Source organism: Peribacillus faecalis, assembly GCF_014712675.1.
GTDB lineage: Bacteria > Bacillota > Bacilli > Bacillales > DSM-1321 > Bacillus_AD > Bacillus_AD faecalis.
In genome coordinates this window covers 120350-133275 of sequence record NZ_JACXSI010000023.1, presented here as the reverse complement: position 1 = coordinate 133275, position 12926 = coordinate 120350, and the positions used below count along the sequence as shown (strand labels likewise).

Here is a 12926-nt window from a genome sequence, read left to right as displayed (position 1 = left end):
ATAATTAATAGCAGTTGGAGCTGTCTGTAAAGTCGCACAGAAGACTATATAGATAGCTCCTTTTTAGTTATGGGCGTAAAAAATACCGCTTTTAAAGGCAGGTGGGAAAATAGAAAGATGTATGCTAGTATATACATAGGTAAAAACGAATTTAAGGAAGTGTCAGATAGATGTTTACAGTTACACCAAAAAAACCGGGAGAGAATAATAAAGAATACTCTTACAGGATCATTAAGGATGGCATCATGTCTTTACAGCTTGAGCCCGGTCAAGCAATCAGTGAAATAGAATTAGCGGAACAGCTGCAAATCTCAAGAACTCCAATCAGAGAAGTAATGGCAAAGTTGAAAGAAGAAAACTTAGTCGAGGTGCAGCCACAGGTTGGTACGTATATTGCTAAAATAAAGACTCAATTAATTGAGGAAGCTACTTTCATGCGATATACATTGGAGAAAGAAGTACTGAAACGTTCATGCAGTAGTCTCTCAAGTGCTACATTGGTGGAACTAAAAAGTATTGTTCTATTGCAAGAGGCACTTCTTGATCAAGAGGGAATGGAATTAGAATTTCATCGTTTAGATACGGATTTTCATTTCAGAATTTTTCAGGAAAATGGTATGGAACATGTTTGGGGAGCTATTACAAGGTTGAGTACTCACTATAATCGTTTGAGATTGCTTTCAGAAATAGAAAATAGTTTTGCAAACGCGATCGAACAGCATAAACAAATCATTGATGTGATTGAAAGACAAGCAGTAGATGAAGTTGAAGATATTATCTATCAACATGTTATTGAGCCTCAGAAGGCATGGGAAAAGTTAACTAATTCAGGAAGCCCGTATCTGCATTACTTCGTTAAATAAAAAAAGTATCCATTTAATGGATACTTTTTTTATTTTGCCATAATGTCGGAAAAGATATGAAGGAAGTTTTAACGGATTGAGAGGATCACAATATAAAAATTAAAAATCTTCACCCGGAAAATTCATTTGTGAAATCCTTTGCAAATATTATTGAAACCACATAAAAAGTATGCTAGTATACAAGTATGTTAGTTGATGCATTAAGTAATGAATAAAATACTTTTTATATAAATCGGAGGTATTATCACGATGACTACATTACCTTTTCAAATTGATTTAACAAATAAAGTAGCGGTAGTAACAGGTGGAGCAGGTATCCTTTGCGGACAGTTTGTTGATGCGTTGGCAGCTTGTGGCGCAAAAGTTGCAGTGCTAGACCTTAAACTTGAAAACGCTGAAAAGAAAGCAAAAGAAGTACAAGAACAAGGCGGCATTGCAATCGGGGTAGAAGCAAACGTTCTAGATAAAGAAAGTTTAAAAGCTGCTCACGAAGTAATACTAGATAAATTCGGACCATGTGATATTCTAATCAACGGTGCTGGAGGGAACCATCCACTAGGCACAACTACAAAAGAATATTTATTTGAAGAAGATTTAAAACAAAAAGCAGAAGATGTTATTACATTCTTCGATTTAGATCCACAAGGTGTGCAATTTGTATTCAACTTGAACTTCTTGGGAACATTGTTGCCTTCTCAAGAATTTGCAAGCGATATGGTAAACCGTGAAGGAACAACAATTATCAATATTTCTTCTATGAATGCTTACACACCGTTAACAAAGATTCCGGCATACAGTGGTGCAAAAGCAGCTGTAAGTAACTTCACTCAATGGTTAGCAGTTCATATGTCAAAAGTAGGCATTCGTGTAAACGGAATTGCACCAGGTTTCTTCGTAACTGCACAAAATGAGAAATTATTGAAAAATGAAGATGGCTCATTCACAGAGCGTTCTGAAAAAATATTAAGAAATACACCAATGGATCGTTTCGGAGAAGCTCATGAACTGATCGGTACAATGTTGTACCTTGTAAGTCATGACGCATCTAGCTTCGTAAACGGTGTTGTTATCCCAGTTGACGGTGCGTTCTCAGCTTACTCTGGCGTATAATTGATCATTTTTAAATAGAAAAGGCGGAAAACACAGAGTGTTTTTCCGTCATACCTTTTGATATTAGTTACGGTGAGGTGGAAATCGTGTTACAAAAATACGAAGTACTTAATGAAATGCACAAAGGATACGTAGTAGCGGTTGTGCGAGGAAACAGTAAAGAAGAAGCAATTGAAATTGCAAAGCAAGCTTATAAAGGTGGTATCCGTTCGCTTGAAGTAACGTTTACAACACCTGATGCTGCTGAAGTGATCGGTGAATTAACAAGCCTTGGGGAAGAGTCAATGATTGTCGGTGCTGGTACGGTATTAGATGAAGAAACTGCAAGAATGGCAATCATGAAAGGTGCGCGATATATTGTTAGTCCACACTTCGATAGAAAAATCTCGTTAATGTGTAATCGCTATTGCATCCCTTACTTACCTGGTTGCGGTTCAGTAACGGAAATTTTGGAAGCAACGACGTATGGTTCGGATGTAATTAAGCTTTTCCCTGGCAGTCTATTAGGAAAATCCTTTATTAAAGATGTACATGGTCCACTGCCTCATGTTCAAATGATGCCATCGGGCGGTGTAAGCAAGGACAACGTAGCAGATTGGATCGAAAGCGGTGCTTTTGCAGTCGGAATTGGAAGCGCGCTAACGAAAAATGTAGCGAACGGTGATTATAGCTCAGTGCAAACAGTAGCACGTGAATTTATGGATGTAGTAGAAGCAATTCGCAGCAAATAATATTACCAAATGTTCATTGTTGAGCATGTGTAATAGCTGCTCGAAATACCGAAAGAACAGAACAAGAACAAAAAAGAGGGAATATGATATGAGTCAATTTATTCATGATAACTTTATGTTAAAAAATGATACAGCTGTTTCACTGTATCATCAATATGCTAAAGACATGCCTATCTACGACTATCATTGTCACCTGTCTCCACAAGAAATTGCTGAGAACAAAAAGTTTAAGAATATAACAGAGCTTTGGCTTTCGGGAGATCATTACAAATGGAGAGCAATGCGTGCAAACGGCATTGATGAGCGTTATATCACAGGTGATGCAAGTGACAAATTAAAGTTTGCTGCTTGGGCAGAAACAGTGCCTTCTTGCTTAGGAAATCCATTGTATCACTGGACACATTTGGAGCTAAAAAAGTACTTCGGAATTGAAGAACTTTTAAGCGCTGATAATTGGGAGCGTATTTGGGATCAGTGTAATGAAATGTTAGCTCAAGCTAATTATAGCTGCCAGGAGTTGATTAAACGTTCTAATGTAAAAGTCATTTGTACGACAGATGACCCAGTTGATGACCTGCACTACCATGCTGAAATTGCAAAACAAGAAAACTTTGGTGTGAAAGTGTTGCCGACATTCCGTCCGGACAAGGGACTGGAAATCAATCATAAAACGTTTATTCCATTCATTGAAGCTATGGAGTCGGTTTGCGACCGGGAGCTTGCTACTTATGAAGAGTATGTGCAAGCGCTAGTTGAGAGAGTGGAGTATTTCCATGAGAAAGGCTGCCGTATTTCAGATCATGGACTTGGTGAGTTGCCTTTCGCAACTTATGATGAAAGTGAACTGAATTACATCTATCAAGCTGCTCGCAATGGAAAAAAAGTAAGCCAGGAAGCGGAAAATAAATTCAAAACAGCGACATTGGTTACACTTGCGAAAAGCTATACAAAATTAGGATGGGCGATGCAAATCCATTTCGGCGCGATCCGCAATAACAACACAAAAATGTTTGAATTGTTAGGACCGGATGCAGGATTTGATTCAATTAACGATGCGGGTAATGTTGCAGCTCCACTAAATGGACTGCTGAATGCTTTTGAAAAAGAAAATGCACTGCCAAGAACGATTCTTTATAATTTGAATCCGATGTATAACGATCTTGTAGGCAGTACTTTAGCGAATTTCCAAACAGAAGCTGGAATTAAAGGGAAAATCCAATTCGGTTCAGGCTGGTGGTTCAACGATACGAAACCGGGTATGATCAGACAATTGAATGCGTTAGCTGACCAAGGGCTTTTAATGCACTTCGTCGGTATGCTGACAGATTCTCGCAGCTTTATCTCATACAGCCGCCATGAATATTTCCGCCGTATTCTTTGTAACCTGGTCGGAACATGGGTTGAGGAAGGGGAACTTCCAAACGACCCTGCATTATTAGAAAAATTAATTACAAACATTTGCTATAATAACGCAAAAAATTATTTCAATATAGATATAGATTAAGGGAGGAACATAAAAATGGAAATGTCATTCCGTTGGTATGGAAAAACTGATAGTATTCCTTTAGAATACATCCGCCAAATTCCTGGCATGAAAGGTATTGTAACAGCTATTTATGATATCCCGGTTGGTGAAGCTTGGCCGATGGATAAAATTGAAGAATTGAAGAAAACTGTAGAAGATGCTGGTATGCATATTTCAGTTATCGAGAGTGTACCTGTACACGAAGATATCAAGATTGGTTTACCAACTCGTGATAAATACATCGAAAACTATAAAACAACTTTACGTAACTTAGGTAAAGCTGGTATCCCAGTTGTATGCTACAACTTCATGCCAATCTTTGACTGGACACGTACAGACTTAGAATACCGTCTTCCAGATGGTTCTACTGCTCTTATTTTCGAAGAGGAAGTAGCTAAAAAGATGGATCCATTAACAGGTGAACTTTCTTTACCAGGTTGGGATTCAAGCTATAAGAAAGAAGACCTACAACAATTATTTGATCACTATAAAAATGTTGATCATGAAAAACTTTGGGAAAACCTTGAGTACTTCATCAAAGAAATCATCCCAGTTGCAGAAGAAGCTGGCGTAAAAATGGCGATTCACCCAGATGATCCTCCATTTGATATCTTTGGTTTACCACGTATCATCACAAATAAAGAAAACTTAGAGCGTTTCGTTAACCTATATGATAGCCCATATAACGGTTTAACAATGTGCAGCGGTTCACTAGGTTCTCACCCTAATAACGACTTCCCAGAAATGCTTCGTTATTTCGGTAAGAAAGACCGCGTAAACTTCGTACATGCCCGCAACGTTAAATTAACAGGCGGAATGTCATTTGAAGAAAGTGCTCACCCATCTGAGTATGGTTCTGTTGATATGTATGAAGTAATCAAAGCAATGAAAGACTTCAACTATGAAGGACCAATTCGTCCAGACCACGGTCGTATGATCTGGGGCGAAACAGGGAAACCAGGTTACGGTCTATATGACCGTGCATTAGGTGCTACTTACCTAATCGGACTTTGGGAAGCAGAAGTTAAAAACAGAAAATAATCAGTAATAAATATGCCGTTACGAATTCTAAAACTGAATCCGTAACGGCTTAATTCTTATTAGAAGGGTGCTAATCATGAAAAGTAATATCTCTGAATTTGTAAAAGCGAAAAACTTCCTTGTATGTGTAGATTCTGATGGCTGTGCAATGGATACAATGGGCGTAAAACACGAGGAAGCTTTTGGACCTCGCGCAGTTGATGTTTGGGAGCTTGATCATATTAAAGAACACTTCCTTAAAGTATGGAATGATATTAACCTTTACACAAGAACAAGAGGGATCAACCGTTTTAAAGGGGTTGTCGCTACTTTTGAAGCTTTAGAAAAAGAAGGCATTGAAATGCCAGATATCTCATCTTTCAAAAACTGGACAGAAACAACGAATGAACTTTCTAATCCTTCACTTGAAAGAGCAATTGCTGAAACAAATGATGAGCAATTAAAGAAGGCTTTAGAATGGAGTCATGCGGTTAACCGTACAATTGAGGACGAATTAGCTGGTAATGACAAACCAGTTGAAGGTGCAAAAGAGGGGCTGGCGGATGCGCATAAAGTGGCGGATGTAGCGATTGTTTCTTCAGCGAATGGCGCGGCAGTACTTGATGAGTGGACAAGACATGAACTAGCTGTACATGTTGATGTCATGCTTGGTCAAGAAGCTGGTACGAAAGCTTACTGCATTGAGCAATTGAAAAAATTCGGCTATGAAAATACACATGTATTAATGATTGGCGATGCACCTGGAGATTTATCTGCAGCTGAGTCAAATGATGTTCTATACTACCCAATTCTTGTTGGTAAAGAGAAGTTTTCTTGGGACCGTTTCCAAAATGAAGCTTTAGCAAAATTCTTAGACGGCAGCTTCGCCGGTGAGTATCAACAACAATTAATTAAGGAATTTAATGATAATCTGAAATAAGATTTGGAGGAAAGACTGATGATTCAAAAAATCGCTAAAAACATTCCGATGCCAAAAGTAGACTTAAAAGCCAAGCCTTTTAATCTTTCTGATGAAGATATTAAATGGGTAAAAGATACAATCTCTGGTATGACTGTAGAAGAAAAAATTGGTCAATTATTTATTAATTTATTCTTCTTTGGCGACGATGAATTCAGCGGAAATAGTTTTACAAATAAAGAGCTTCTTGAAAAATACCACATTGGCGGGGCACGTTACATGGGTGCTAATGCAGATAAGGTACAAAACCTTATTAACGAACTTCAAAAAGACTCTAAAATTCCATTACTAGTAGCAGCAAACTGTGATGCTGGAGGTAATGGCGCTGTTAACGATGGGACATATGTGGCAGCAGCAGCTATGTGTGAAGCTTCAGGCGATGAACAAGTGTCGTTTGATGCAGGCTATGTCAGCGGTCGTGAAGCACATGCCGTTGGTGTTAATTGGAACTTCGACCCATGTGTTGATATTTTGAAAAACTGGAGAAACACAATTGTTAATACTCGTGCTTATGGAACGAATGCCGAAACGGTTATTAAGCACACAAATTCATACATTAAAGGTTTAACAGAAAGCAATGTTGGTGTTTGTATTAAACACTGGCCAGGAGATGGAACGGAAGAACGCGATCAGCACTTAGTAATGGGTGTCAATGAATTATCTGTTGACGAGTGGGAGAAATCTTTCGGTGAAGTTTACCGTAACCATATTGCAAACGGTGTTCATTCAATCATGGCTGGTCATATTGCATTGCCGGAATATCAAAAAGTATTAGTGCCTGAATTAGAAGACCGCGATATCTTGCCTGCTACATTAGCACCTGAACTAATCAATGGTCTACTAAAAGGTAAACTAGGCTTCAATGGACTAGTGTTGACTGATGCATCCCACATGTTGGGAATGACGGCAGCTATGAGACGTGAAGAGTATGTGCCGCAAGCTATTGCAGCTGGTTGCGATATGTTTTTATTCTTCAACGACATTGATGAAGACTATAACTTCATGTTAAATGGTTACAAAAACGGAATTATCACAGAAGAACGTCTTCAAGATGCTTTAGAAAGAATATTGGGATTCAAGGCGACTCTAGGACTGCACAAAGCACAAAAAGATGGTTCAATCTTCCGTACTGAAGAAGATCTAAAAGTAATTGGCTGTGAGGATCACATTGAGCGTGCTAAACAAGCTGCTGATAAAGGTATCACACTTGTTAAAAACACTTTAGATCAGCTGCCAATTCGCCCGGAAACGCATAAGCGCATTCGCCTTTATTACTTAGAAGGAGAAAAAGGCGGTATTTATAAGGCTGACGATAAAACGCTTAATTACATTGTAAAAGAGCTTGAAAGCAGAGGCTTTGAAGTAACAATAAATGAAGGTAACACTCGAGTTAAAGGTGCTACATTAAAATATCGTGAAGAAGTAGATGCAGCTTTAGTTTTCGCCAATGTTGTCGGTTATGGTGCAGAAAACAATTATCGTATCAGATGGAAAGCAGCTATGGCAAACGAAATTCCTTGGTATGTGCATGAAGTGCCAACGGTATTCGTATCATTGAACTTCACAACACATTTAACTGATGTACCAATGGTTAAAGCATATATTAATGCTTACAAAGATACTGAAATCACAATTAAAGCTGTAATTGATAAAATCACTGGCGAATCTGAATTCCATGGCACACCAAATGAAAACGTTTGGTGCAATAAATGGGATACTAGATTGTAATAACAAGCGCGACCTTTTGGGTAACCAATGGGTTGCGCTTTTTTGTGTTTACATATATTATGAGATTTTTCGACGAAAATCGAGTAGTGACAGGCACCGAATAAAAACTCAACGGAGCGTTTGTTGAAGAAGTACATTTTGATGGTTATGATAGGGGGTATCAGGGAGGTGAAGGTATGGATAATGGTAAGATTGGCGGTTTAATTTTGAGGTTGCGGAAGGAGAAGGGGTTTACGCAGAAAGAATTAGCCGATTTGATGCATATTTCTGACCGGACTATTTCAAAGTGGGAACGCGGTCAAGGGTGCCCTGATGTGTCGTTACTGCCGGATTTGTCTTCTCTCCTTGGTGTGAATATTGAAGAGATTTTGGACGGTGAGCTGACCGCTAATGAGTTTGTAGGAGGAAATATGAAAAAACAACTTATTTCGTTTGCCCATCATGTAATAACATTGTCTTATCAACGGGAAATGCATCGATTTCTTGTTGCGGCAGAAAGTGAGAGGCATTAGTGCCGACTAAAGCGGCAGACGAGGAAAAATTAGATGTTTCGCAAATCGAGAACGACTGGTTTATTACAAGCGATCATCCAATGACGAAAGAACACTACATTTCTTTTATCGCTTTTGCGACGGGAGAACAAGTGCTAGTAATTAAACAATATCCGGAATGGGCACTGCAAACGCGTATCCCGAAGCGTAAACATGGAATGCTGCTTTGGTACTGCACAAAGCATGGATTGTTTTATCAGCTAATCTAAGTAAGTTTATATTTCTGAACTGAGATAGCTGTCTAACCTTACACCTGCCATGCTCGGTCCTAAGCCATCCACTCTGTGAAACCAAAATCGCTTTCACGGCGCGGCTGTCTTTGTCCTCCCGCATGGCTCCTTTTTCATTGGGGAAATTCCATGTAGCATATACTTAATGAAAAAGGACCGGTGACGGTTTTTCTTTATAATGGTTTCTCATCAAAATGATCCAGTGCTAAATTGACATTATGAATAGTATAAATATTTTTCTCGATGCAAAATTGGATGATCAAGTCGCTGGTATTGCTGTCAGAAAGGGAGTAGCCGGCTGCATTCAATAGTGCATCTGTATTCTCGATATTGAGCTTTAACGCTAAAGCAAGAGCGAGTACCGTATTTTTTCCGGGATGATAAAGGTTATTGCTGCGTATTTTTGAAAAAAGCTTGCGGTCGATTAAGGCGCGGTTGTAAATGGCCGCATCTGTTTCGCCGGTCTGGTCTATAAACTGAAATAAAAGTTCTTGAAAAGTAGGTTTGCGTTTTCTTTCAATGAAATCTTCGAGATTATCATCTAAGATCAATTCATCATGCATACTGCACTGAGAAAAAATAGCATTTTCACACTTTGCGCTCTCAAGCAAATGTGACTGATATTCAGCGATGTATTCTCTCAATTCCTCTAAAAACTGTTGGTCAAGCATGCTATCTACCTCCCGAAAATGTCGCCTGTAAAGCGACCAACTAAACGATAATATCCATTAAGATAATATTATCATAAAGATGATGGAGGGAAATCATAATGAACAACCGTTTAACTGAAATCATTTTACTACTTGATCGCAGCGGGTCTATGAATGGGCTTGAAGAGGATACAATTGGGGGAATCAATTCACTTATTACTAAGCAAAGAGAAATGGAAGGGCAAACACAACTGACATTAGCATTGTTTGATGATCAATATGAGCTCGTTTGGAATGGGATTGATGCGGCTGATGCAAGACTGACAGAGGACGTTTATTATGTACGGGGGATGACAGCTTTATTGGATGCGGTAGGAAAAACCATTTTGGACGTCGGCGACCGATTGGCGAGCACAAGGGAAGAAGACAGACCGGGTAAAGTGATGTTCGTTATTACAACAGATGGACTCGAAAATGCCAGCCAAGAATTCACTCGTCAAAAAGTGCAAAAAATGATCAAGCATCAAGAAGAGAAATACAATTGGGAATTTCTTTTCATGGGAGCGAATATTGATGCTGCCAAGGAAGCAGAAGATATTGGCATAAAAGCAGAGAGCGCATGCTGCTTCGAAGCAAGCAGTGAAGGCGTTCAAGAAATGTTTGATATGTTGATTCCGGAATTTTTGAACAAGAAAAAAATAACTTGAATGAGCAGGGCAGTCAAAAGTAGTTTTAATATGCTACTTTAGGCTGTCTTTTCTGTTTATTAACGGATAAAAATGGTATTTTAAATATAGAAGTCTTATTGAACGAGGATGGACCATATATGAGAGATGAACTGAAGAAAAAAGCAGATGAAAGCTACAGAGTTGCTGAATATAGGGCATTGCAATATTACCGGGCATTGCATAGGCAGGTTCAGGAAGAAAGCTTTGTTCCGGTACTAACGGAGGACTTCCACTCTTGGAGCAAAGAACACATCCGGCGCCGGTCTATGTTTTCATTTTTGCTGCCAAAGAAGAGCAAGCCTAACTCGAAGGATTATCATCAGTATATTCAATGGCTCAATTATACAGGCAAGTTAGAACGTTACTTGAATAGAAGCATTTCTTATATTTATTTGAGAGATTTGGGCAGAGCTTTAGATGAGCCAAAAACGCAAGAGCGAGTTCAGCAAGCGGTCAGTGATTTAAAGAAGCATTTAATCGAAGCAACGAGTGAGCGGGACAAAGAAATATTCAGCATGGCCGGTTTATACAAATGGGCGGAGAATCAAGGTGTCGAGGATACTTTAATTTGGCTGATGGACAAGCTGAAAGATGTGTCTGCTCATATTCCGGAGGGTATGGATGCGGAGCAAGCCCAGCGGAAGCTGATTAAAATTGTCGCCGGAGTCGTTATGCATGTGCTGGAGGAAGAGATACCGCAGGCAGAACGGACGCGCAAGTTGGAAGAAGCGATCCGATTAGGTTATTCTTATGGATTGACGTATCCATTCATTGATGACGTACAGGATGCCAATATTTTGTCGCCCAAGGAACAAGCGCAATTCTCGGAGTTAATTCGCATGTCCTTGCTGACGCAATCCGTTCCGAAACTGGAACACTATGAGTGGTCTGATCAAAATCGAAAACTGATGCAATACATCCATACTGAGCTTGGCGAAGCTTTTGAATTTATAAAAACGAAGCAGAAGCCGGATATGCGCGAAAAGTTTTTTGAACAATCGTATGTGTTTTTTCAATCACAAGAGGTAGACCGGCTAAAGGAATTGTCGAATCCAAGTTATACAAACGAAGAGCTATTTGTGCCAATTATATTAAAATCAGCTTGTTCACGATTGATTGTCCGCTCCGTCATTAATGCAGATGAGGATGAAGGCTTTAATAATCGGACATTTTATTACGGCATTTATAATCAGCTAGCCGATGATTTCACTGATATGTTCGATGACTTGGCGGCAGGAGCGGTCACACCATATACATATTACTTGAAATACCACAATCAGCGAGCTGACTTGATTAATCCGTTTGCATTGTATTGGACTGTTATTTTTAATCTTATTCACCATGTTTATCAAAATGACCCAAATGTTCGCGAGGTGATTTTGGATAGGGCTATTAATGGTTTGAAGCGTGCTAAAGAAAGATTAGGAGCGGAGAAATATAATGAAGTCATGGGAATATTCGCTACCGGTAATCCGGCTTTTAATGACATGATTCAACAGTTGGCAGATAAGGCGGATGATGTCGACTTTTTTGATAAGCTGCTCCGCGATCATATGCTGTCAATGATGAGAGAGGAACGAAAGGAGCGAGAAGCCTTTTCTGAAATGATTAAAAGCTTGCGTGCTGAGATTAACATGTTTCTTCCAATTCAAACGAGTGGTGCGAATATAGGAGAGCTAGTAGTTGAGGCATCCAATTATAGCCTTGAACAGGAAGGCAAGCGCTTAAGACCGATTATTACATGGGTTATGGCTACAGAGAGCTATCGCCTGGAAAAATCAGCAATCATACCGCTTCTGAAGTCTTTAGAGTATATGCATACCGCTTCTTTAATATATGATGATTTGCCATCGCAAGATAATGCATCAATTCGCAGAGGGAGCCTGACTTTGCATCACGTTTATAATACAGCTGTGGCAGAGATAACTGCTCTTTTTCTGACCCAAAAGGCGATTGAGGAACAAACTTTTTTGAATGAATTTGATGCTGAGACAGTGCTGAAGCTAGTTCGCTACTCTGCTAAAAGTGTAAAAGATATGTGCCAAGGACAAATAATGGACTTGGAGTCAAAAGGAAAATCCCTGTCAGTGGAGCAATTAAATGCAATGTGTTTTTATAAGACCGGGATTGCTTTTGAAGTATCTTTGCTGATGCCGGCGATTCTTGCCCGCGCTGAAGAAGCGGAGTTAGAAGCATTAAAGAAGTTTGCCCGCCATGCCGGAATTGCTTTTCAAATTAAGGATGATCTCCTTGACGTCGAAGGCAGCTTGGAATCACTCGGCAAACCGGCGAGACAGGATGAGACAAATGACAGTTCAACATTCGTATCAGTATTGGGAAAGGGAGAAGCGAAGAAAGAAATGTGGCGCCATTATTGTCGGGCGATGGAAGCCCTGCAAAATATCCCGCGTAATACCGCTTTTTTGAAGCATTTAATGAACTATATACTGAATCGTGACAATTGATTTCGAAAGCTTGAGATAAAGAAACTCCTAATATCTCAAGCTTTGTTTTTCGTTTAGGAAATTATAAAAATCTACATTGTGTATAAGTTTGAAAAAATGTATCGACGTCCAGCGCCCAGCACCTATTGCCCTTCGGCAACCTCCCTTCGATAAGTCAACGCTGAAATGTGGAATCGGCCCGCAAGCAAGGTACAGCGACTAAAGGTGCTACGTCCTGTGGCAACGTCTTTGTGACTCTCATTCTGAGTGCCTCAGTTCATACGGTGCTTTTTAGGAGTCGCTTATGCTTTTGTTCTTCGTTGAACTACTCTTTAGCTAGAAGTTTGCGATTCTCTGCTGCAAGGGT

Annotated in this window: 12 protein-coding genes; 11 read left to right on the top strand and 1 reads right to left on the bottom strand. The window is 39.5% G+C overall.

Annotated elements, in window-relative coordinates:
* The first annotated feature begins 170 nt into the window (after positions 1-170).
* From IEO70_RS10675 to IEO70_RS20015, 9 genes are all read left to right on the top strand, one after another.
* Complete coding sequence (locus tag IEO70_RS10675; protein WP_190998357.1) at positions 171-863, top strand: GntR family transcriptional regulator; 693 nt, start codon at positions 171-173, stop codon at positions 861-863.
* A gap of 249 nt (positions 864-1112) precedes the next feature.
* Entirely contained in the window at positions 1113-1973 is an 861-nt protein-coding gene (locus IEO70_RS10670) for an SDR family oxidoreductase (protein ID WP_190998356.1), read from the top strand.
* Positions 1974-2059: 86 nt separating this feature from the next.
* The gene (locus IEO70_RS10665; protein WP_190998355.1) at positions 2060-2704 is read left to right on the top strand and encodes a bifunctional 2-keto-4-hydroxyglutarate aldolase/2-keto-3-deoxy-6-phosphogluconate aldolase; all 645 of its coding nucleotides are present in this window, start codon (positions 2060-2062) and stop codon (positions 2702-2704) included.
* Positions 2705-2792: 88 nt separating this feature from the next.
* Positions 2793-4208, top strand: a complete 1416-nt coding sequence (uxaC, locus tag IEO70_RS10660) for a glucuronate isomerase (RefSeq protein WP_190998354.1) — start codon at positions 2793-2795, stop codon at positions 4206-4208.
* 15 nt (positions 4209-4223) lie between these two features.
* A complete protein-coding gene (gene uxuA / locus IEO70_RS10655) occupies positions 4224-5270 on the top strand; it encodes a mannonate dehydratase (protein WP_190998353.1) in 1047 nt (348 codons plus the stop codon).
* Between the two features lie 76 nt (positions 5271-5346).
* Complete coding sequence (locus IEO70_RS10650) at positions 5347-6189, top strand: HAD family hydrolase (protein WP_190998352.1); 843 nt, start codon at positions 5347-5349, stop codon at positions 6187-6189.
* 18 nt (positions 6190-6207) lie between these two features.
* Positions 6208-7956 (top strand): glycoside hydrolase family 3 protein, encoded by a 1749-nt coding sequence (locus IEO70_RS10645; RefSeq protein WP_235973570.1) that lies wholly within the window; start codon positions 6208-6210, stop codon positions 7954-7956.
* Positions 7957-8132: 176 nt separating this feature from the next.
* A complete protein-coding gene (locus IEO70_RS20020) occupies positions 8133-8468 on the top strand; it encodes a helix-turn-helix domain-containing protein (RefSeq protein ID WP_235973569.1) in 336 nt (111 codons plus the stop codon).
* A complete protein-coding gene (locus tag IEO70_RS20015) occupies positions 8468-8716 on the top strand; it encodes a desulfoferrodoxin family protein (RefSeq protein WP_328820913.1) in 249 nt (82 codons plus the stop codon). Before IEO70_RS20020 ends, IEO70_RS20015 begins: the two co-directional genes overlap by 1 nt.
* A 194-nt stretch (positions 8717-8910) precedes the next feature.
* Here IEO70_RS20015 and IEO70_RS10635 read toward each other — a convergent pair whose 3' ends face one another.
* Complete coding sequence (locus IEO70_RS10635; protein WP_190998351.1) at positions 8911-9408, bottom strand: hypothetical protein; 498 nt, start codon at positions 9406-9408, stop codon at positions 8911-8913.
* Between the two features lie 98 nt (positions 9409-9506).
* On the opposite strand from IEO70_RS10635, the gene IEO70_RS10630 reads away from it, so the two are divergent.
* A complete protein-coding gene (locus IEO70_RS10630) occupies positions 9507-10094 on the top strand; it encodes a vWA domain-containing protein (RefSeq protein WP_190998350.1) in 588 nt (195 codons plus the stop codon).
* Between the two features lie 119 nt (positions 10095-10213).
* Complete coding sequence (locus IEO70_RS10625) at positions 10214-12580, top strand: polyprenyl synthetase family protein (RefSeq protein ID WP_190998349.1); 2367 nt, start codon at positions 10214-10216, stop codon at positions 12578-12580.
* Positions 12581-12926 lie beyond the last annotated feature (346 nt).

What these genes read in the sequence shown, in the direction of transcription:
- IEO70_RS10645 (WP_235973570.1), top strand. Translation starts at nt 6,208, where the DNA reads ATGATTCAAAAAATCGCTAAAAACATTCCGATGCCAAAAGTAGACTTA.
- IEO70_RS10650 (WP_190998352.1), top strand. Translation starts at nt 5,347, where the DNA reads ATGAAAAGTAATATCTCTGAATTTGTAAAAGCGAAAAACTTCCTTGTA.
- uxaC (WP_190998354.1), top strand. Translation starts at nt 2,793, where the DNA reads ATGAGTCAATTTATTCATGATAACTTTATGTTAAAAAATGATACAGCT.
- IEO70_RS10675 (WP_190998357.1), top strand. Translation starts at nt 171, where the DNA reads ATGTTTACAGTTACACCAAAAAAACCGGGAGAGAATAATAAAGAATAC.
- IEO70_RS10635 (WP_190998351.1), bottom strand. Translation starts at nt 9,408, where the DNA reads ATGCTTGACCAACAGTTTTTAGAGGAATTGAGAGAATACATCGCTGAA.
- uxuA (WP_190998353.1), top strand. Translation starts at nt 4,224, where the DNA reads ATGGAAATGTCATTCCGTTGGTATGGAAAAACTGATAGTATTCCTTTA.
- IEO70_RS10625 (WP_190998349.1), top strand. Translation starts at nt 10,214, where the DNA reads ATGAGAGATGAACTGAAGAAAAAAGCAGATGAAAGCTACAGAGTTGCT.
- IEO70_RS10630 (WP_190998350.1), top strand. Translation starts at nt 9,507, where the DNA reads ATGAACAACCGTTTAACTGAAATCATTTTACTACTTGATCGCAGCGGG.
- IEO70_RS20020 (WP_235973569.1), top strand. Translation starts at nt 8,133, where the DNA reads ATGGATAATGGTAAGATTGGCGGTTTAATTTTGAGGTTGCGGAAGGAG.
- IEO70_RS10670 (WP_190998356.1), top strand. Translation starts at nt 1,113, where the DNA reads ATGACTACATTACCTTTTCAAATTGATTTAACAAATAAAGTAGCGGTA.